Below are 20,952 nucleotides of genomic sequence, written 5' to 3' on the forward strand. Positions count from 1 at the left end.
CGCGCCATGTCCTACGACCGTCTGCCGGTCACCGTCCTGTCCGGGTTCCTCGGGGCGGGCAAGACCACGCTGCTCAACCATGTGCTGGCGAACCGCGAGGGCCTGCGGGTCGCCGTGATCGTCAACGACATGAGCGAGGTCAACATCGACGCCGCGCTGGTGCGGGGCGGCGAGGCCGCGCTGTCGCGGACCGAGGAACGCCTGGTCGAGATGACCAACGGCTGCATCTGCTGCACGCTGCGCGACGACCTGCTGGAGGAGGTGGACCGGCTGGCCCGGGAGGGCCGCTTCGACCATCTGCTCATCGAGTCGTCCGGCATCTCGGAACCCATGCCGGTGGCCGCGACCTTCGCCTTCGCCCGCGACGACGGGGCCACCCTCGGGGACGTCGCCCGCCTCGACACCATGGTCACGGTCGTCGACGCGGCCAACTTCCTGCCCGAGCTGGACAGCGGCGACGAGCTCGCCGAGCGCGGCCTGGCGCCGTTCGAGGACGACGAGCGCACGGTCAGCGATCTGCTGGTGGACCAGATCGAGTTCGCGGACGTCATCGTGCTCAACAAGCTCGACCTGGTCGACACCGAGTCCGCGACCCGGCTGCGGGCGGCCCTGCGCCGTCTCAACCCGGTCGCCCGGATCGTCGACGCCCGCCACGCGCGCGTGGACCTCGGCCAGGTGCTGGGCACCGGCCTGTTCGACCTGGACCGCGCACAGCAGGCGCCGGGCTGGGTCCGGGAACTCAACGGCGAGCACATCCCGGAGACCGAGGAGTACGGCGTCTCCTCCACGGTCTTCCGCTCCGAACTCCCCTTCCACCCCGGCCGGTTGTGGACGTTCGTGACGGAGGACCTCGACAGCGGCACGTACGGCCGCGTGCTGCGCTCGAAGGGCTTCTTCACCCTGTCCAGCCGCCCGCACGTGACGGGCCTGTGGTCGCAGGCCGGCTCGGTGGCCCGCTTCGAGCCGTCGGCGGCCCGCGACGACGAGGCGCCGTACGCGCAGGAACTGGTCTTCATCGGGACGCAGCTGGACTCGGCGGAGCTCCACAGGGCGCTCGCCGGATGCCTGATGGCTCCGGGCGAGAGCGCGCCCGCCACGGACCCCTTCCCGGCGTGGGACACCTACGGCATCGACGACGCGTGCGAACACGAACACGCGGTGTCCGCGCACTGACATCGGGTGACGCCGGGAATGCCGGGGCGCTCCCGGCGTTGAACCCCGTGTGACCTCGCTGATCTCCGCCACCCGGTTCTCCGTCCTCGACCGCTCCCGCACCCGCGAGGGCCATACGAACGCCGAGGCGCTCCGGGACACCGTGCGGTTCGCGCAGCAGGTCGAGGAGCTCGGCTATCACCGGTTCTGGGTCTCGGAGCACCACGGCGTGCCCGGTGTCGCCGGTTCCGCTCCGACCGTGCTGGCCGCCGCGGTGGCCGGGGCCACGCGGACGATCCGGGTCGGGACGGGCGGGGTGATGCTGCCCAATCACCGGCCGCTGGTCGTGGCCGAACAGTTCGGCGTCCTGGAGTCACTCTTCCCCGGGCGCATCGACATGGGGCTCGGCCGCTCGGTGGGCTTCACCGACGGTGTGCGCAAGGCGCTCGGCCGCGACAAGGACGACGCCGACGACTTCTCCGCCCAGCTCGACGAACTCCTCGACTGGTTCCGCGGCACCTCACCGACCGGGGTGCACGCACGCCCCGCGGAGGGCCTGACGGTCCCGCCGTTCGTCCTCGCGATGGGCGAGGGCGCGGCGATCGCGGCCCGCGCGGGCCTGCCGATGGTCATCGGCGACCTCCGCAACCGCGACAGGATGCAGCGCGGCATCGACCACTACCGCACCCTGTTCCGCCCCTCCCCCTGGGCCGCCGAGCCGTACGTCGTCATCTCCGGCACCGTCGCGGTCGCCGCCACCCCGGAGGACGCCCGCCGCCTGCTGATCCCGGAAGCCTGGTCGATGGCGTACTCCCGCACCCACGGCACCTTCCCTCCCCTGCCGCCCGCCGACCTCGTCGAGTCCCTCGCCATGACCGCCAAGGAGCGCGGCTTCTACGAGTCCGGCCTCACCGGCCACATCGCCGGCACCGAGGAACAGGTCGCCCACGAGCTGGAGACGGTCCTGAAGGAGACGGGCGCCCAGGAGCTCCTGGTCACGACCAGCACGTACGACCGTGACGCACTGCTGGACTCCTACCGGCGGCTGGCCCGGATCGTGGACGGGGTGAGGATTCCCCCTTTCGCGTAGGGTGCGCCGGGCCGGGCGTCAGAACAGTGCCGCCACGGCCTGCTGCACTGCGGTCGCCGCGCCTGCCAGCGCCGCCACGGTCCGGCCCATGACACCGATCGTGTCGGCCGCGCTCTCGATGGTGTCGCGCCCACCGTCCGGGTCGCCGAGCGCCCGCTCGATGCGGTCGACCGCGCGCAGGCCGGCATCCCGGTCCTCGCCGGCGTCGAGCCGGTACAGGGCGTCCCGGAACTCCCTGAGACTGGCGCGGACTTCGGCCATCGCCCGATCACCACCCGAAGACTGCGTCACCGATTGGCTGATCCGACTGGCGTCCCTGCCCGCCGTCACCGACTGGACGTTGCTGTTGTCGCCCGTCGTCGTGTTCGAGGAGACCTGGCGCCGGCCTGCCCTGCTGCGCCAACCGCCCTCGCGTCGAAATCGGTTCATTTCCCGTCACCCTTCTCCGTCGCCTTGTCGCTCTCGTCCTCGTCGTCATCCGATTGCCGACCCGACTGCCGTTCCTGCGCGGAGTCCGCCTTCTGGTGTACGTCGTGGACGTCCCGTCCCGCGGTGACCGCCTGGATGATGTTGTTGTCGCCGGCGTGGATGATCGTCATGATCTTCTGCGCCTGACGTTTGAAGTCCGTGACATCGACTCCCTGGAGTTCGAGGAACTCCTCGACCGTGGAGAACATGGACTGCTGGACGATCGCCACATGCCGTATCGCGTCCTCGGACACATGCATGTCGTCCGTGTAGACGGGCGAGTACCGCTCTCGTAGGCTCACCGGCAGCGGCCGCCTCGGCACCTGGGCCAGTTCCTCGCCAGACGCCGTCGCCTCGTTCTCCCGCGCCCACCACTTCAGGAAGCGCCACCACCCGTATCCGAGGGCCACGAGATCGCACACGGCCTGAACCGGGACCTGCGCGAATGTGGCGAACCGCCACAGGACTTCGGGGTCCCCGGACTCGTCGACCTCGTCGAAGAGGGGCGGCAGGACATGCGGGCGTATGACGAAGTGCAGTTCCTGCCCCTCGATCACCGCCGATGCCAGCACGGTGATAACCAGCTGGCCGGACCAGGTGCGGACCTGCGCGGACAAGTACCGGCGGACGACGATCCCGGAGCCCTTCTCGTCCGGAGCCCGCCCCCACACGGCATCCTCGCCGGCCTCGTCCCCGGCGGAACTCTTCGGCAGGCGGGCCCAGCGCCGGGAGGGTCCGCCACGGACGTGGCGGACCTCGCACGGCAGTGGCTGGAACGGATGCACGGCGATCCGCAGATCCTCCAGGTCCTCACTCACGGCCGTGAGCAACTCGTCAGGACTGAAAGGAACGAAGTCCTTGCGGACGTCGTCGTCCTCGTCGTCCTTCTCACCCTGGAGCTTGATACTGATCGTGGACCGGCGCCACAGGGCGTTGCCGGCTCCGATGAACCTCCAGTACCCCGCCTGGAGTTCGTATGGAAGGGCGTCGCCGTGCTGTGCTCGCTCGACAGCGGCGATCCGGCCGCGCAGGCGTGGTCCCGTCCACGGGCTACGACCGCCCCGGTCGCAGAGCAGCGCGTAGACGAGCGCGACGAACCGGTCCACGGTCCGCACGCCCAGGTAGGCCAGCGTGACGTACACCAGAGCGCTCAGCGTCTCCTTGCCCGCAGGGCTGGTGAGCCGGAGTGTCATGACCAGCAGCGGGAGCAGCACCAGTACGAGTACACCGCCCCAGGCCCGGCTCAGCCAGCGGCGTCGCGAGCGCCACAGTGTGCGCCGCGGAGGCCGGGTGACCAGCAGCGCGAGCACGACAGTGAACGCCCACAGCGCCACGCCCAACGGGAAGCGGTACGCGATCCAGCCCAGGCCGAGCGCCAGCACGGCCCGGCGCACGCGCCACTGCCTGCGAGCCGCGAGGCAGTGAGCCAGGACGGGAGCGAGATCGAAACCGTAGGAAGGCACCACGCGCAGGCGCGACAGGAGTACCTTTCCGATCGCCCAGCGGGCGAGTGGCTCGCCCAAGGGCGGGCACGTCGCCGGTCTGCCCCGCCGCGGACGTTCGTCGGCCGTGAGCGCGCGCACCGAGTCCAGGCCCCAGCCATGAGTACTCAGGTGCCGCCATACCTTGGTGACCGGCTCCAGCCGATCCGGGCGTGCGTGCGCGGCCGCGCAGAGTCGTCTGGTCGCTTCCGTGGGCGGATTGCGTTCTCCCCCGCCTCTGCCCCTGCTCCGGGTCGGGCCTGCCTTGGGCTGGTCGGGTGTTCTGGCCGGTGTCGCATCCGAGTGAACCGAGATGGCCTGAAAGTAGCGTTCTCGGCGTTCCTGCGTGGAAGTCCCCACCCCGACGTCCTCCCCTGAGAGGGCGCCATGAACTGCACAGGCGGTCCTCTGCGACGCTTCCCAGTACGGACCCATAGGATCCCGGCCGAGTGTGATCTTCGCAGCGTCAATTCCAGTCGATATTAAAATACTCAGGAAGGTGGAGCTCCCCCTCATGCACAACCCCCACGCCCCGTATGTCCGTGTCCGCGCCGCCCGGGAGCACAACCTCAAGGGTGTGGACGTTGACATCCCGCGGGGTGTGCTGGCGGTGTTCACGGGGGTGCCCGGGTCGGGGAAGCCGTCGTTGGCGTTCGGTACGATCTACGCGGAGGCGCAGCGGCTGTACTTCGAGTCGGTGGCGCCCTATGCGCGACGGCTGATCCACCAGGTCGGGGCGCCGAAGGTCGGGGAGATCCCAGGGCTGCCGCCGGCCGTCTCGCTGCAGCAGCGGCGTTCCGCTCCTACGTCGCCGACACCCCGGCCGTCGCCCGCAGCCTCGGCACGCTCGTCGACGTCGGTCTCGGCTATCTGCGCCTGGGCCAGCCCGCCAGCGAGTTGCCGCGCGGCCGCCGCGGCCACACCCTCTACCTCCTCGACGAACCGACCACCGGACTCCATCCCGCCGATGTCGAGGTCCTGATGCGCCAGCTCCACGGCCTCGTCGAATCCGGGCACACCGTCATCGTCGTCGAGCGCGACATGTTCGTCGTCGCCGGCGCGGACTGGGTCATCGACCTCGGCCCGGGCGGCGGCGAGGGCGGCCGGATCATGGCGACGGGGCCTCCGGCGGAGGTAGCCCGGACAGAGGGGAGCGCCACGGCGCCGTATCTGGCCCGGAGGTTCGTCAGCCCCGCTTGATCCGTCCGCGCATGGCGAGCACGGCGAGTCCGAGGAACACCGGTTCCGTGAAACGGCTCACCATCTCGATGTAAGTGCCCCAGAGAGTCAGTTGCTGCCCGCTGGACCTGAAGATCACTGAGTTGAGAACAATGCGCAGCGTCTTCTCAAGACGCTCGGAAGTGAACCGTTCATCGACAGGAAGTGTGAGCTCGGGGGATGGCGTGTCGACCTCAAGAGTGACCTGGCCACCGTCACGGGGCAGACTGCCCGTGACAGTGTCGTGGGGGCTGCGGTCCGGCAGCCCCAGCCCAAGCGTCAGGACCACCGTGGTGCACATCGCCAGCAGCAGCCAGGCAAGGGCACGCGAAGCCCGCAAGCCATAGCCCGACGCCAGCCAGTAGGCGTGGAGCAGCCAGCGTTCGGCCCGCGTCGTCTCGGTGTGGTCAAGACGGCGCATCTGTCGGGTAGGCCCCGCCCCTCTCGGGACGAGGCCCCCCTCAGAACCGTGCGTGCCACTCGTCGCGGCACACGGCTCAAGCAGACCCCTTGGGTAGCACTTGATTCTGCGTTTGACCGTAGTCATGGGACGCGTGATGCCTCCGATGACAGTCGGAATGGACCAGGGCTTGGTTGGACGCCTGATCTGACCCGCCGCGTGAGCGGTAGATCAGATGATGCTTGTGAATCGTCCGGTAGCTGGCGTGGAACCAATTGGCCCAGTCGCGGACCGAGTCCGGTTCGTACGTCGCTCCATCGATCAGGTCAAGTCCGCACAGCGGACAGAGTCCCTTCTGCCTGGCTGCGAGATTGACGGCGAACTTGCCGTCTGCCTGCGGGTGTTTGCGCTTACGCGTTCGCTCCCGCCAGTACTCCGCCAGTTCCGGGTCGTCCTTGGACGCTGCACCCTTCACCATCACGTGGCGCTGGATGTTCGTCCATCCGAACTTGCCCATAAAGGCACCGGTCTCCATGTCGCCGAAGACCCAGTTGTCCTGCCGGGTTGGGTTGAAGCGGCCGAAGTATGCGCTCTTGACCCAGCTGCGCGACTTCTGTGCGTGCCGTCTCTTTGCCCACCTGTACGCCCGCTTGTACAGCCACCAATCCAGCTTGTTGAACGTCTCGCTGGATACGGCGCTTCGGTAGTAGGTGGCCCAACCCTTGATCAGAGGGTTCACATTTCGGATCAGATCCGTTGTTCTGGCCGCTGCCATACGCTCGCATCGGTCAGTGATCTCCCTCTTGACCTTCTGCACCGCTGCCTTACTGGGCTTGATCAGGAGCTTCTCGTCGTACCTCCTGACGTTGAATCCGAGGAAGTCAAAACCTTCCGACGCATGGACCACATGGGTCTTCTCGTCGTTGAAGGTCAACCCTCTCGGCATCAGCCAGTCGGTGAGCTTCTCCTTGATCTGCCATGCTTCCGCCTCCGTCGCGCACATGACGACGAAGTCGTCGGCGTAGCGGACCAGCGTCGGGATGTTCCTCCGAGACCTCTGTAATTGCGTGAGGCTCGGATCGTATCCAGCAGCGATTTCCATGCCATGGAGTGCAATGTTGAGCAGCAGGGGGCTGATCACCCCGCCCTGCGGCGTCCCCTCCTCGGTGGGGGCGAACCTGCCGTTCTCCATTACCCCGGCCTTCAGCCATCCTCTGATCTCCCGGCAGGCCGGGAAGTCGCCAATGGCATCCAGCAAGCGGTCATGGTCGATGCGGTCGAACGCGCTGGACAGGTCAGCGTCCAGGATCCAGACCTTCTTGGCGCCCTTGCGGGCGAGTGTCTGGAATATCGCGCCAATCGCGTCATGGCACCCTCGTCCGGGCCGGAAGCCGTAGCTTCGCCCTTCAAAACGTGCCTCCCATTCCGGCTCCAGGGCGTTCTTCACCCTGGCCTGCTCCACTCGGTCCCGGATCGTGGGGATGCCCAGTGGTCGCTTCTTGCCGTTCGCCTTCGGGATATGCACCCGCCGCACCGGCAGTGGCCTGAACCGCGGCTCCTCGGTCAGCTCCCGCAGGAGTTGTCCTCGTTGCCGCTCGTCGACCACGACCGTCCCGTCGACTCCGGGGGTGCGGCGTCCAGCGCTGAGCTGAGTCACTCGGCGGATCGAAACGATCGTGTTGCTTCGTGCCCTCAGCATCAACTTCTGCAGATTTCTAACCCTCTTCGGGTCTTCTTCACGTGCCGCCTTGAAGATCCGCTGCCTCAGTCGCCGGACGTCCGCCTCCGCTTTGGCCCAGTCGGTACTGCGCCATTGCTCGGCGTCGCTCAGGGCCATCGTCACGTCGGCTGTCTCAGATTCCGTCGCGACGGTCACGTCAACCACCTCCGCGTCCACTCCGGTCTCCTGACTTTCGGTCTCATTGCGTTGGCATCTTCAAAGGTCCACCAGGCCCGCGTCAGCTCGCTTTCGCGCCCAGCCACCTGGCTGGTATCCGCCGGGTTATAGGCGGCGGCTGAGGTGCCGTCGTCCGCCCTTTCCCCTGGGCTTTCGCCCCAGCGGCCTTTGCTTCTCGAGCCTTCCTTCGCCCGCAGAGGAGTTGAGCTTCCGTCTCCGTCGGCCTACCGGTCATGCGACCGGACCTCTACGGGGTTGTCCTGTTCCGCTCCGTCCAGATGCGAGCTGGGTCGGGTGCCTCCTATATCCCGGGGCCACGGTGACCACGCACGACGTAAATGGGACCGACGTGCCGTGTTTGCTTCGCAGCAGTAGCCCTGTGCCGGCGTTCTGCACTGCTCCGGCATCTACGGTTACGGGACCTCATCAGAGGTTCACTTGCGTTCACCCTTCAGCTCTCCCCCTTGGCCCTGTGCCTCGCAGCAGCCTGCATGGTCTTGGAGCTTCGGTTACGAGGGCTTCGCACAGGTCCGTTACCGGTCCTGCACGCCTCGCCGGGGGCCCGCCATCTTGGTCACTTGGCGGGGAAGACCTCCTTCCTCTGGAATGTCTTCACTGGACCGGAGCGGCTTTCAGGCCGCACCCATCTCGCCGTAGTAGAAATCGGCGGCACCGGGCTCGTCCTTGTTGTCCTCCAGGGCCTTGCGCAGCTGGCGGTAGAGCTGGGCCACGTGCGCGGGCTCCATGACGGTCCCTGGGAGATCGTCGGTGATCTCGCGCCAGGCCCCACGGTTACGGGCGCTGCGTTCGACGCCGTGTCTGAGCAGGTGCTCGTCGGCGATCGTCCGGCGCCGGGCCCAGCGCAGCGGCACGCCGCCGTGCACGCCCCAGTCCCGGTACGGGTAGGCGAAATAGCACTCACCACTGATGCGGATCTGATCGAGGTGGTGTGCTCCGAAGAACAGACACCGCCGCAACCACATGTCGACCAGCGTAAGGTGCGAGACATCCACTCCTCGTATGGAGACCAGTTCAGGGGCTCCGAACCGGTCGGGTATGTACGGCTGGAGCCGCGTTTCGTCCATGGCGGTACGGTCGGGCAGCAGGAACAGTCCGTAGTGGTGGAACAAGGACAGCCGGGCTGCGAGATGCGCGTCCGTCAGATCGGCCTCTGCGAACCGCAGCAGCAAGGCGGAGGAGGCCAGGAACGACGTCTCCCGGCAGTAGAGACGCGGCACGGCAAGTTGCAGGTGCACTGGTTGCTCCATGACTGCGCCACCGAGCCGTGCCTCGTGCGTGCACACGAGCGTGGCCTCCATGGAGCCCGAGCAACGCACCCGGGACAGGTCCAGGATCCCCATGACACAGGTTCCGGTCATCGACAGCGTCGAGCGGAACTCCGCCCGCATGAAGTCCACCGAGTCCTCGAACTCGGATCGGTCGAAACCAGCGTCCTCCTCGAAAACCGTCCTGAGGAAATCCGCCCCATGGCGAAACCGTGCCCTGCCGAAGTCCACCGATCCCTGGAAGCGGGCGTCCGTGAAGTCGGCCCGCCCCGAGAACACGAAGCCGCTCAGGTCGGCCTCGCCCGAGAACACGGCCTGGTCGAACCGGGCCTCGTAGAGCACACCCTGGGTCCAGCGCCGCAACTCGGCCAGGAGTTCCGGCGTGAAGGGCACACCTCTGTAGTCAGCGCGGCTCCCGGCAGAGGCCGACAGCAGGGCGATCTGCCGGTCCGGAGCGGTGACGTGGGCGAGACAGCGTCCCCGTTCCCGGACCACGACCCCATGACAGTCACCTTCGCCACAGACGGGCCAAGTGGGCACAGGTGCAACGGACATGTCGGGATGGTCCCCGAACACAGCAGCGCACACACTCACTTGGAGTGAATCAGGATGCCTTCGTGCCGACCATCACGGCGGAGCACGGGTGATGTGCGCCGCCGAGGCATTCCTGTCGCTGCGCTGCCTCCGCCAAGGACCGCCGGTCGGCATGGACGCCCGCCGGGATGACGTCCCGCACCTCCACCTCGGCCACCAGACCGCGCGCCGACACCACCCGCCACACCGAGGCGAGCAGGGTGTCCTCGCCGACGAAGGCGGGCGCGGTGCTGGCCGCCGTACCGCCGTCGAGGCGGTAGCGCAGGTGCACGGGCTGGACGGGGGCCCCGGCGTCGAGCGCTGCCTGGAAGACGGCCCGGCGGAAGGTGCCGTGGGCGCGGCCGCACCAGGTGCTGCCCTCGGGGAAGACCGCGACCGCGTGCCCGTCGCGCAGGGACCGGGCGATCCGGGCGACCGTGTCCGGCAGGGCCCGCAGCCGCTCCCGGTCGATGAACAGGGCGCCCCGGGCGGCCAGTGCGCCCGCCACCGGCCACTGCCGGATCTCCCGCTTGGCGAGCATCCTGGCCGGGCGCACGGCGGCGAGCAGCGGGATGTCGAGCCAGGAGATGTGGTTGGCGACCAGGAGCAGCCCGCCGGTGGGCGCGGCGGTGCCGGTGACCCGGACCTGGACCCCTGCGGCCCGTACGATCCACCGGCACCACCGCCTCACCAGCCCGGCGGGGATCAGCCCGCCGAGCGGCGACAGCAGGACCCCGGCCAGCACCAGGGTCAGGACCGCCGCCAGCCGCAGCACGGCACGCGGTACGGCCGTGCCCGACCCCGTCGGCTCCACGCACACCCCCGGGGTGCAGGGCGCGCTGGGCAGCCAGACGCTCATCAGGCCGGTACGAGGGAGAGGAAGTGCCGCAGATAGCGCGGGTTGACCCGGCGCATCGACAGCAGCACGTACAGGTCGGCGACCCCGAAGTCGGGGTCGTGGGCGGGTTCGCCGCAGACCCAGGCGCCGAGGCGGAGGTAGCCGCGCAGGAGGGCGGGCAGTTCGGTGCGGCCGGCGGGGGCGGGCCCGCCCGGGATCCAGGGCAGCAGCGGCCGTACGCGGTACTCCTCGGGCGCCAGGTGCTTGTCCTTCACCCGGTCCCAGGTCGCGGAGGCGAGCGCGCCGCCGTCGGCGAGCGGGACGGAGCAGCAGCCGGCCAGCCACTCGTGCCCGCGGTCGACCATGTAGCGGGCGATGCCGGCCCAGATGAGCGAGATGACGGCGCCGTCCCGGTGGTCGGGGTGCACGCAGGAGCGGCCGACCTCGACGAGTCCGGGGCGCAGCGAGTCGATGCGGGAGAGGTCGAACTCGCTCTCCGAGTACAGCCGCCCGGCGACCGCGGCACGCTCCGGCGGCAGCAACCGGTACGTCCCCACGACCTGCCCGGTGAGGGTGTCGGTGACGAGCAGGTGGTCGCAGTAGGCGTCGAAGGGGTCGATGTCGTGGCCCGGCTGCGGGGAGGACAGCAGGGCGCCCATCTCTCCGGCGAACACCTCGTGCCGCAGCCGCTGGGCGGCGCGTACGTCGGACTCGTCGCGGGCGAGGGAGACGGTGTAGCGGGTGGGAGCGGCGAGGGGCGGGGAGTCCAGAGCGGATACGGCGGTCATGGCTCACTCCAGGTCACGGGCCGGGTCGGCCTGAGCGGAAGAACAGGCCGGGTCGGGTACGGCCTGCGCGTACCTGTTCTTCCGATGCCGGCTGGCCGGTACATGACCGAAGGCGAGAGCCGGGATGTGAGCTTGTTGAACGGAACGGTCGGCCGACCGTCACGTCGCCGGGACGCAACCTCCGAGCCAGTGGCGCGTCTCCGTCCCGTCGAGCACGCACTCCAGGACGGGGTCGCCGCGCATGCGAGACGGGGCCGGAGAGCACCACTCCCGGCCCCGCCCGTCCGCACCTTCCGGCGAACGTCCTTGTACGGCTCAGCGCTTGGCCGTCTTCCGGGTGGCCCGCAGCCACTCCTTGTTCATCCCGGTGATGGAGACCAGTGGAATGCCCTTCGGGCAGGCGGTCGCGCACTCCCCCGCCAGCGTGCAGCCCCCGAAGCCCTCTTCGTCCATCTGCGCCACCATGTCCAGCACCCGCGTCTCCCGCTCGGGCGCCCCCTGCGGCAGCACGTTCAGGTGGTTGACCTTGGCGGAGGTGAACAGCATCGCCGCGCCGTTGGGACAGGCGGCGACGCACGCCCCGCATCCGATGCACTCCGCGTGCTCGAACGCGAAGTCGGCGTCGGGCTTGGGCACCGGCGTCGCATGGGCCTCCGGCGCGGCACCGGTCGGCGCGGTGATGTACCCGCCGGCCTGGATGATCCGGTCGAAGGCCGACCGGTCGACGACCAGGTCCTTGATCACCGGGAACGCGGACGCCCGCCACGGCTCGATGTCGATCGTGTCGCCGTCCTTGAAGGACCGCATGTGCAGCTGACAGGTGGTGGTGCGCTCCGGCCCGTGGGCGTCGCCGTTGATGACGAGGGAGCACGCGCCGCAGATCCCCTCCCGGCAGTCGTGGTCGAAGGCGACCGGGTCCTCACCCCGCAGGATGAGCTCCTCGTTGAGGGTGTCGAGCATCTCCAGGAAGGACATGTCGCAGGAGATGCCGTCCACCTCGTACGTGGACATGGCGCCGTCGGCGTCGGCGTTCTTCTGCCGCCAGACGCGCAGGGTGAGCTTCATGCGTAGCTCCGCTGGGTGGGGTGGACGTACTCGAAGACCAGGTCTTCCTTGTGCAGGGTGGGAGCCTCGCCGGTGGCGGTGAACTCCCAGGCGGCCGCGTAGGCGAACTCCTCGTCCTTGCGGGCCGCTTCCCCGTCCGGGGTCTGTGACTCCTCGCGGAAGTGGCCGCCGCAGGACTCTGCGCGGTGCAGTGCGTCGAGGCACATGAGCTCGGCGAGCTCCAGGTAGTCGACGATGCGATTGGCCTTCTCCAGCGACTGGTTGAACTCCTCGCCGGTGCCCGGCACCTTGATGCGCCGCCAGAACTCCTCGCGGATCTGCGGGATCCGCTCCAGGGCCTTGCGCAGCCCGGCGTCGGTGCGGGCCATGCCGCAGAACTCCCACATCAGTTCGCCGACCTCACGGTGGAAGGAGTCCGGTGTGCGGTCGCCGTCGACGGACAGGAGCAGGTTGAGCCGGTCCTCCGTCTCCGCCAGCACCTCCTGCACGACGGGGTGCTCGTCGGTCACCGCCTCCTGGTGCGGATGACGTGCGAGGTAGTCGTTGATCGTCGCCGGGAGCACGAAGTACCCGTCCGCCAGCCCCTGCATCAGCGCCGACGCACCGAGCCGGTTCGCCCCGTGGTCGGAGAAGTTGGCCTCGCCGATCGCGAACAGGCCCGGGACGGTGGTCTGGAGGTCGTAGTCGACCCACAGCCCGCCCATCGTGTAGTGCACGGCCGGGTAGATCCGCATCGGCACCCGGTACGGATCCTCGTCGGTGATCCGCTGGTACATGTCGAAGAGGTTGCCGTACTTGGCCTCGACGGCCTTGCGGCCCATCCGCTCGATGGCGTCGGCGAAGTCGAGGTAGACGCCCTGTCCGCCCGGCCCGACACCGCGCCCCTCGTCGCAGACGTTCTTGGCGGCGCGCGAGGCGATGTCACGCGGGACCAGGTTGCCGAAGGACGGGTAGATGCGCTCCAGGTAGTAGTCGCGCTCGTCCTCGGGGATCTTGTTCGCCGGCCGGTCGTCGCCCTTGGCCTTCGGCACCCAGATCCGGCCGTCGTTGCGCAGCGACTCGCTCATCAGCGTCAGCTTGGACTGGTGGTCGCCGGTGCGCGGGATGCACGTCGGATGGATCTGGGTGAAGCAGGGGTTGGCGAACCAGGCGCCGCGCCGGTGCGCCCGCCAGACGGCGGTGGCGTTGGAGTTCATGGCGTTCGTCGACAGGTAGAAGACGTTGCCGTAACCACCGCTGGCGAGCACGACGGCGTCGGCGAAGTACGTGGAGATCTTCCCCGTGACGAGGTCCCGCGCGACGATCCCGCGCGCCCGCCCGTCGACGACGATCAGATCGAGCATCTCGGTCCGCGGGTGCATCTCGATGTTCCCGGCGGCGATCTGCCGCGACAGCGCCTGGTACGCGCCCAGCAGCAGTTGCTGACCCGTCTGGCCCCGGGCGTAGAAGGTCCGCGACACCTGTACGCCGCCGAAGGACCTCGTGTCGAGCAGCCCGCCGTACTCCCGCGCGAACGGCACGCCCTGTGCCACGCACTGGTCGATGATCTCGACGGAGATCTGCGCCAGCCGGTGCACGTTCGACTCCCGGGCCCGGAAGTCGCCGCCCTTGACGGTGTCGTAGAACAGCCGGTGGACGGAGTCGCCGTCGTTGCGGTAGTTCTTCGCCGCGTTGATACCGCCCTGCGCGGCGATGGAGTGGGCCCGGCGCGGGGAGTCCTGGTAGCAGAACTGGACGACGTGGTAGCCCTGTTCGGCGAGGGTGGCGCCCGCGGAGCCGCCGGCCAGACCCGTGCCCACCACGATCACCGTGTGCTTGCGCCGGTTGGCGGGGTTGACCAGCTTGGCCTCGAAACGGCGCTTGTCCCAGCGCTCGCCCACGGGGCCGGAGGGGGCCTTGGTGTCGACGAGGGGCTCGCCGTGCGCGTAATCCACGTAGGAGGTCATCTTCAGCTCACCACTCCGGTCATGACGCCCACGGGTACGGCGATGAAGCCGGCCGTGAGCAGCAGTGCGAGGACGTCGGCCGTTGCCTTCAGGGCGCGGTCGCGGCTGCGGCTGCCCGCGCCGAGGGTCTGGGCGGCGCTCCAGAAGCCGTGCCGGACGTGCAGGCCGAGGGCGAGCATCGCGACGATGTAGATGACGTTGCCGTACCAGGTGGAGAAGGTGTCCACGACGTTCTGGTACGGGTGGCCCTCCTGGAAGCCGCCCGGGTGCACGGTGCCGGTCGTCAGGTCGAGGATGTGCCAGACGATGAACAGGCCGAGGATGATGCCGCCCCAGCGCATGGTGCGCGTGGCGTAGCTCGCCCGCGGCTTCCTGTGCACGTACTTGGTGGGGCGGGCCTTGATGTCGCGGCGGCTGAGCTGGTACGCGGAGGTGGCGTGCGCGACGACCGCGACCACGAGCACCACGCGGATGATCCACAGCGTCCACTCGTAGTGCATGAAGGGCTCGCCGACCGTGCGCAGCCAGTGTGCGTAGTGGTTGAACTCCCCTGACCCGAAGAAGATCTTCAGATTGCCGATCATGTGGACGACCAGGTACAGCAGCATGATCAGCCCGCTGACCGCCATCACGGTCTTCTTGCCGACGGAGCTGTCCCACACCGTGCGTGCCATGGACGGCCGTCGGTCCGTCCGCGTTGCCAGAGCCATGTCCATGAACGCTAGGGCCGTTCGGCCCCATCGGTCCAAGACATGGAACAGCTTGATTCGATAGGCACTGGCTATCGAGCATCTATCGTACGACCATGCAGTTCACGCAGCTCCAGTACTTCGTGGCGGTCGCCGAGACCCGGCACTTCACCCGCGCCGCCGATCTGGTCCATGTCGCGCAGCCCTCGCTGTCCCAGCAGATCAAGGCGCTGGAGCGGGAACTCGGGGCGGATCTGTTCCTGCGGGCCCGCGGCAACATCACCCTCACCGACGCCGGCGAGGCCCTGCTGCCGCTGGCCCGGCGGATCCTCGCCGACGCGGACACGGCCCGGCACGAGGTGCAGGAACTGGTGCAGCTGCGCAGCGGCCGGGTCCGGCTGGGCGCGACCCCGAGCCTGTGCACGGGTCTGCTGCCGGACGTGCTGCGCGCCTACCACGACCGCTATCCCGGCATCCACCTCATGATCGAGGAGGGCGGCTCCCACGATCTCGTACGGGAACTCGCGCGCGGCGCTCTCGACCTCGCCCTGGTCGTCCTCCCGCTGCCGACCCCGTCCCCGGCGCTGACGACGGTGGAGCTGCTGCGGGAGGACCTGGTGGTCGTCTCGTCCCCGGAGGCGCCCCAGCCGGGCGACGGCCGCCGGACCGTACGCATCGCCGATCTGGAGGGCGAGCGTCTGGTGATGTTCCGGCACGGCTACGACCTGCGGGAGCTGACCGTCGCCGCCTGCCGCGCCGAGGGGTTCGAGCCGGACTTCGCGGTGGAGGGCGGCGAGATGGACGCGGTGCTGGGGTTCGTGCGGGCGGGCCTTGGCGTGGCGGTCGTACCGCGGATGGTGGCGGCGCGGTCGGGACGGGGGCTGCGGGTCACGCCTCTCGCCCGGCCCGGGCTGCACCGCACCATCGCCCTGGCGCACCGCAGCGACGTGGCTCCGCCGCGGGCGGCCAGGGAGTTGCAGCGGATGCTGCTGGAGCGGTGAGCGTCAGGCCAGGACGGCCGGCTTGAGCACCTCCTCGCACCACTGCCGGAACCCGGTGGGGGCGCACTCGGGGGTGCTGGGCGCGTCCACGCCGTAGAAGCCCAGCTCGTTCAGCGCGTCCACCATGTCGGCGAGCCCCTGCGCCCAGGCCTCGGAGGCCCCGAACCGGATGAGCGCCGCCCGCTGCTCGGCGCTGCTGATCCGCTGGACGCGCACGGGCCGCTCCAGCACCTCGGAGACGACCCGCGCCATGCCCTCCGGTGTCAGGTCGTCGGGACCGACCATCGGGACGTCCTCCTGTCCGCTCCAGGAGCCGTCGAGCAGCAGCCGGGCGGCCTCGGCGGCGATGTCCCGGGTGGCACAGGTACGCATCACGCGGTCCGCGTCGTACGCCTCACGCCACAGGCCCTCGTCGCGGATGGAGGCGGTCTGGCGCAGCAGGTTCTCCATCAGGGACGGCGCGCACAGCGCCCGGTAGGGCACACCCGTGGCGGCGATCGCCTCGTCCGTGGCGAGCGAGGCGGATATCTGACCGGCGTTCCGCGCGACTCCCCGGCCCAGGGTGGACACGGCGACGACCCGCTCGACGCCCTGCTCCCCGATCAGCCGGCACAACGGCTCGGTGAAGGCACGGAAGTGCCCCTCGACGCTCTGCGCGCCCGGCGTCGGCGGCACCAGCCAGAACACCCGGTCGGCGCCCTGACATGCCTCCTTGAGGACGACGGGATCGGCGTGCGAGCCCACGACGACCTCGACCCGTTCACGCACCCGCGCGGGCAGGCGGGCCGGGTCGCGGACGATCACCCGGACGCCTTCCGCGCGGTCGACGAGGTGCTCCAGCACCTGCCGGCCGATCTGTCCGGTCGGAGTGGTGATGACGATCATGAACAACAACTCCCAGCGATGCGGACTCACTTGACGTCGTCGAGCCTGCCGCCCGGGGCGCCCGCACTGAAGGACCGATCGGCTCGCGCTTGTTACCCTCAGGGCAATACCGACCGGATCCGGGGAGGGCGCATGGATTCCCGTCTGTTGCGTTACTTCGTCGCCGTGGCCGAGGAGCTCAATTTCGCCCGCGCGGCGCAGCGGCTGGCGATCTCTCCGCCCCCGCTGTCCCGGGCGATCCGGCAGCTGGAGCGGGAGTTGGGCGTCACCCTGCTCGAACGGACCACCCACAGCGTGCGGTTGACCCCGGCGGGGAGTGTCCTCCTCGACGAGGCGCGGGGCGCCCTGGACGCCCTCCAGGCGGCGGGCCGACGGGCCCAGCGTGCGGCCGCCACCGATCCCAAGCTGGTGCTGGCCGTCAAAGCGGACGGCGACGGAGGGCTGCTGGAGCCGATCCTGGCCCGCTACGCGACCGAGCCGGACGCCCTGCCGGTCGTCGTCCGGCTGAGCGGCTGGCTGGAGCAACCACGGCTCCTGCGGCAGGGCGAGGCCGACGCCGCGCTGGTCTACGAGCCGTACGACCGCACCGGCCTGGACGCCGAGATCCTGGCCGCCGAACCGCGCGTCGCGGCCCTCGCCGCCGACCATCCCCTCGCCGCGCGGGAGCACCTGTCGCTCGCCGACCTCGGCCTGAGCGCCGGGGAGCTGCACCGCTACCTCGACGACACCCGCAAGCTGGGCCACGACCTCGCCCAACTGCTCGCGCTCGTCCCGCTGGGCGGCCTGATCCCGCTGCTGCCCGTCTCCGTCGCCGCCCGCTACCCGCGCCCCGGCGTCGTCTACCGGCCGCTCCCGGACGCGCCACGGGCCGTCCTGCACATCGCCTGGCCCCAGCAGTCCCGCTCCACGGCCACGGCAGCGCTCGTCCGCGCAGCGACGGCGGTGGCGGCCGACGCGCGACCGTGACGACCGGTCTCCTCCGCCGAGCCGTACGGCCGTGCAGGCTCAGCCCGTCGCGTCCACCAGCGCCAGCTCGTGCAGCCGCTCCGGCGGGCCCGGGCGGGCGTAGTACCAGCCCTGGGCCGTGTCGCAGCCCAGTATCCGCAACTGCTCGGCCTGGGCCCCGGTCTCCACGCCCTCGACCGTGACCGCGAGGTCCAGGCTGTGGGCGAGGGAGACGATCCCTTCGACGATCTTGAGGTCGACGGGGTCCGCCGGGAACTGCTGCATGCTCTGGGTGAAGGAGCGGTCCAGCTTGAGGATGCTCACCGGGAGCCGCCGGAGATTGGCGAGGTTGGAGTAGCCGGTGCCGAAGTCGTCCAGGGCGATGTCGACGCCCATCTCGGCGAGGCGCCTGAGCGGTTTCAGCAGGTCGTCGTCGGCGCCGATCAGCGCCGACTCCGTGACCTCCAGGCACAGCGTGTCCGGCTCCACGCCCGCGCGTTCCAGGATGTCGACCGTGTCCTGCACCAGTCCGGGGTGGGTGAGCTGGCAGGGCGAGAGATTGACGTTGATGCGCAGCGGACCCGCGTCCGCGTGCCGTTCTCGCCACTCGCGCGCCTGCCGCACCGACTGCTCCAGCACCCAGCGGCCGAGCGGGACGATCAGGCCGGTGTGTTCGGCGAGCGGGATGAAGCGGTCGGGGCCGAGGACGCCGTGCTGCGGGTGCAGCCAGCGCACCAGCGCCTCGGCGCCGCGCACACTGCCGTCGCCGAGGTGGACGAGCGGCTGGTACTCGATGAAGAACTCGCCCCGCTCCAGGGCCGCCGGGAGCGCCGTCGTCAGCCCGTGCCGGGTGATCGCGCGGGCGTCGGCCTCGGCGTCGGCGAGTTCGAAGCGGTTGCCGCCCGCCGACTTGGCCCGGTACATCGTGATGTCGGCGCTGCGCAGCACCTCCGCCGCGCTGCGCTCCCCCGCCGGGCCCTCGACGATGCCGATGCTGCCGCGCACGGTGAGCTCCCGGCCGTCGATCCGGACCGGGGCGAGCAGCGCGTTCATGATGCGGGCGGCGAGGTCGTCGACCTCGCGCTCGGTGTCGGGTCCGGTCGTCAGCGCCACGAACTCGTCGCCGCCCAGACGGGCGACCATCTCACCGGGCGCGGTGGCACAGGACTGCAGCCGGTCGGCGACCTCGACGAGCAGCCGGTCGCCGGCGGCGTGGCCGAGGCTGTCGTTGATGGTCTTGAAGCCGTCGAGGTCGAGGTAACAGAGCCCGAAGCGCTGGCCCGCGCCGACGGCCAGCGCCTTCTCCAGGCGCTCGAAGAACAGCGTGCGGTTGGGCAGGCCGGTGAGCGCGTCGTGCGTGGCCTCGTAGCGCAGCCGGAGGTTGAGCAGCCGGCGCTCGGTGGTGTCCTCCATCAGCGCGAGCTGGTACTGCGGATTGCCGTCCGCGTCCCGGAGCAGGGAGACCGTGAGGTTGGTCCACAGGACCGTTCCGTCAGGGCGGGAGAAGGCCTTCTCCAGGTGGTAGTGCTCGCGCTCGCCGCGGACCAGCTCGTCGTAGAGGGTCCAGGTCTGGGGCGCGTCCTCGGGGTGGGTCCACTCCAGGACGTTGCGGCCGCGCATCATCGGCTCGGTGATGCCGAACATGCGCAGCAGCGCCTCGTTGACCTGGAGGATGTTGCCTTCGAGGTCGGCGATGCCGATCCCTATGGCGGCGCCCTCGAAGACCGCGCGGAAGCGGGCCTCGCTGGCGTGCAGCGCCTGCGCCACCACGCCCTGTGCCTTGAGCGCGGCGGCCGAGATGGCCTCCTGCTCGACCAGCGTCCGCTCGCGCAGGGCACCGGCGAATCCGGCGGCCATGGCGTGCTGGAGACGCGAGGCGCGCACCCGCAGGTCCTCCTGGTCGCCGTCGGCGCCGCAGTAGAGCACCAGATAGGCGTCGACGCAGTCCAGGGTGCGGCTGAGCGCCTCCGGGTCGGTGCAGTGCACCGTGACGAGCGCGGCGCCGACCGCGCGCCCCTCGTCCGCGTCGAAGGTCCTGGCCCGCAGCGCCTCGCTCAACCGGCGTGCCAGCGGCAGGAGTTGCTCCTCGAACTCGGGCCGGGTCGAGGACGTCGTGGTCACCGGGAAGACCGCCCGGCTCCAGATCGTCGCGAACCGGCGCAGTCTGTCCTCCGGCCCGTCCGGCTCGGCGATCACGCGGTACGCCCCACGCCGGCGAACCCTGAGAAGGCCCAGGGATCCTCGTCGTCGGGGTCCCAGGTCTCCGACTCCGGCCGCCAGCGCGGCATCGGCACCAGTCCCGGTTCCACCATGTCGTACCCCTCGAAGAACCGCGCGATCTCCTCGCGCGAGCGCATGATCAGCGGGTTGCGGATGTCCTTGTACACGTCGACCGTGCCGGCGGCCCGCTCCGGCGGCAGCGGGATTCCCTCGTACGAGGCATGTGTGAGCAGCAGCAGGCTGCCGGGCGCGAGTGCGTCGCGCAGCTCGGCCACCGCTCCGTACGGGTCGTCCTGGTCTTCCACGAAGTGCAGTATGGCAACGAGAAGCAGCGCCACCGGCCGCTTCAGGTCGATCAGTTGCTGTACTTCGGGGCTCGCGAGGATCTCCTGGGGCTTGCGGAGGTCCGCCGCGACCACGCCCGCGTCCGCGTTGCCGGCGAGGACGGCCTCGCTGTGGGCGACCGCGACCGGGTCGTGGTCGACGTAGACGACCCGGGCGCCGGGGCTGGCGTCCTGGGCCACTTCGTGGACGTTTCCGAAGGTCGGGATACCCGAACCGATGTCCAGGAACTGGGTGATGCCCTCGTCCACCGCGAAGCGCACCGCGCGGCGCATGAACGCCCGGTTCGCCTGCATGATCTTGGGGAGTCCCGGCATGAACCCCATGGCCTTGCGGGCCGCTTCGCGGTCGACCTCGAAGTTGTGCGAACCGCCCAGATAGAAGTCGTAGATGCGCGAGACGCTGGGCACCGAGATGTCGATGCTCCGTGGGGCCCAGGCGGGTCGCTCCATCTGTCTCTCCAAGGCGTAGGCGATCCAGTGTTCGAGCAGAGGCTACTGATCGCCCGCCAAAGGAGCGAGCGGAACCGGAAAATGACCGTCCGTTCCCGGTCACTGCCTGCGGCACGTGCCTCGTGGAGCATGCCCAACTCCCGCTGAAACAAGGCAAACCGGCCCGCCCCCTGTGTGCGGTGCACAGGGGGCGGGCCGTGGGTCGCGCGCGCGATG

17 protein-coding genes and 1 pseudogene are annotated in these 20,952 nt (G+C 69.7%); 5 read left to right on the plus strand and 13 right to left on the minus strand.

The features are described from left to right. Positions 1-6: 6 nt before the first annotated feature. Positions 7-1,173, plus strand: a complete 1,167-nt coding sequence (locus PH203_RS34590; RefSeq protein WP_289925244.1) for a GTP-binding protein — start codon at positions 7-9, stop codon at positions 1,171-1,173. A gap of 49 nt (positions 1,174-1,222) precedes the next feature. After that, a complete protein-coding gene (locus PH203_RS34595) occupies positions 1,223-2,242 on the plus strand; it encodes an LLM class flavin-dependent oxidoreductase (RefSeq protein ID WP_289925245.1) in 1,020 nt (339 codons plus the stop codon). 18 nt (positions 2,243-2,260) lie between these two features. Here the strand turns inward: PH203_RS34595 and PH203_RS34600 are convergent, their stop codons facing one another. Next, a complete protein-coding gene (locus tag PH203_RS34600; protein WP_289925247.1) occupies positions 2,261-2,671 on the minus strand; it encodes a hypothetical protein in 411 nt (136 codons plus the stop codon). After that, entirely contained in the window at positions 2,668-4,104 is a 1,437-nt protein-coding gene (locus PH203_RS34605) for a hypothetical protein (RefSeq protein WP_289925249.1), read from the minus strand. The genes PH203_RS34600 and PH203_RS34605 overlap by 4 nt, the downstream gene beginning before the upstream one ends. An 891-nt stretch (positions 4,105-4,995) precedes the next feature. Between PH203_RS34605 and PH203_RS34610 the strand changes: the two are divergent. Beyond that, positions 4,996-5,391: pseudogene (locus PH203_RS34610) on the plus strand (ABC transporter); the annotation flags it as partial. Here PH203_RS34610 and PH203_RS34615 read toward each other — a convergent pair. From PH203_RS34615 to PH203_RS34650, 8 genes are all read right to left on the minus strand, one after another. Further along, positions 5,378-5,830: a hypothetical protein gene (locus tag PH203_RS34615; protein ID WP_289925250.1), complete on the minus strand. Its 453-nt coding sequence runs from the start codon at positions 5,828-5,830 to the stop codon at positions 5,378-5,380. The pseudogene PH203_RS34610 and the gene PH203_RS34615 sit on opposite strands and share 14 nt — an antisense overlap. Before the next feature lie 76 nt (positions 5,831-5,906). Beyond that, positions 5,907-7,706: a group II intron reverse transcriptase/maturase gene (ltrA, locus tag PH203_RS34620; protein WP_289925251.1), complete on the minus strand. Its 1,800-nt coding sequence runs from the start codon at positions 7,704-7,706 to the stop codon at positions 5,907-5,909. 632 nt (positions 7,707-8,338) lie between these two features. Further along, positions 8,339-9,487, minus strand: a complete 1,149-nt coding sequence (locus tag PH203_RS34625) for a pentapeptide repeat-containing protein (protein ID WP_289925253.1) — start codon at positions 9,485-9,487, stop codon at positions 8,339-8,341. Positions 9,488-9,596: 109 nt separating this feature from the next. After that, on the minus strand, positions 9,597-10,424 hold the full coding sequence (locus tag PH203_RS34630; RefSeq protein ID WP_289925254.1) for a lysophospholipid acyltransferase family protein: 828 nt from the start codon (positions 10,422-10,424) through the stop codon (positions 9,597-9,599). Next, the gene (locus PH203_RS34635) at positions 10,424-11,191 is read right to left on the minus strand and encodes a GNAT family N-acyltransferase (protein ID WP_289925255.1); all 768 of its coding nucleotides are present in this window, start codon (positions 11,189-11,191) and stop codon (positions 10,424-10,426) included. Before PH203_RS34635 ends, PH203_RS34630 begins: the two co-directional genes overlap by 1 nt. Before the next feature lie 315 nt (positions 11,192-11,506). Beyond that, the gene (locus tag PH203_RS34640; protein WP_289925256.1) at positions 11,507-12,256 is read right to left on the minus strand and encodes a succinate dehydrogenase/fumarate reductase iron-sulfur subunit; all 750 of its coding nucleotides are present in this window, start codon (positions 12,254-12,256) and stop codon (positions 11,507-11,509) included. After that, on the minus strand, positions 12,253-14,202 hold the full coding sequence (locus PH203_RS34645) for a fumarate reductase/succinate dehydrogenase flavoprotein subunit (protein ID WP_289925257.1): 1,950 nt from the start codon (positions 14,200-14,202) through the stop codon (positions 12,253-12,255). Before PH203_RS34645 ends, PH203_RS34640 begins: the two co-directional genes overlap by 4 nt. A gap of 2 nt (positions 14,203-14,204) precedes the next feature. Beyond that, positions 14,205-14,876, minus strand: coding sequence for a succinate dehydrogenase (locus tag PH203_RS34650; protein ID WP_289925321.1), 672 nt, complete (start codon positions 14,874-14,876; stop codon positions 14,205-14,207). Between the two features lie 131 nt (positions 14,877-15,007). On the opposite strand from PH203_RS34650, the gene PH203_RS34655 reads away from it, so the two are divergent. After that, positions 15,008-15,892: a LysR substrate-binding domain-containing protein gene (locus PH203_RS34655; RefSeq protein WP_289925258.1), complete on the plus strand. Its 885-nt coding sequence runs from the start codon at positions 15,008-15,010 to the stop codon at positions 15,890-15,892. A gap of 3 nt (positions 15,893-15,895) precedes the next feature. On the opposite strand, the gene PH203_RS34660 is transcribed toward PH203_RS34655, so the two are convergent. Then, a complete protein-coding gene (locus tag PH203_RS34660; RefSeq protein WP_289925261.1) occupies positions 15,896-16,777 on the minus strand; it encodes an NAD(P)H-binding protein in 882 nt (293 codons plus the stop codon). 132 nt (positions 16,778-16,909) lie between these two features. On the opposite strand from PH203_RS34660, the gene PH203_RS34665 reads away from it, so the two are divergent. Then, positions 16,910-17,743 (plus strand): LysR family transcriptional regulator, encoded by an 834-nt coding sequence (locus PH203_RS34665; RefSeq protein WP_289925262.1) that lies wholly within the window; start codon positions 16,910-16,912, stop codon positions 17,741-17,743. Between the two features lie 39 nt (positions 17,744-17,782). On the opposite strand, the gene PH203_RS34670 is transcribed toward PH203_RS34665, so the two are convergent. Both PH203_RS34670 and PH203_RS34675 read right to left on the minus strand, forming a co-directional pair. Then, positions 17,783-19,918: an EAL domain-containing protein gene (locus tag PH203_RS34670; protein WP_289925264.1), complete on the minus strand. Its 2,136-nt coding sequence runs from the start codon at positions 19,916-19,918 to the stop codon at positions 17,783-17,785. Beyond that, positions 19,915-20,736 (minus strand): SAM-dependent methyltransferase, encoded by an 822-nt coding sequence (locus PH203_RS34675; RefSeq protein ID WP_289925266.1) that lies wholly within the window; start codon positions 20,734-20,736, stop codon positions 19,915-19,917. The genes PH203_RS34670 and PH203_RS34675 overlap by 4 nt, the downstream gene beginning before the upstream one ends. Positions 20,737-20,952 lie beyond the last annotated feature (216 nt).

It is taken from the genome of Streptomyces sp. S.PB5 (genome assembly GCF_030403745.1).
Lineage (GTDB): Bacteria > Actinomycetota > Actinomycetes > Streptomycetales > Streptomycetaceae > Streptomyces.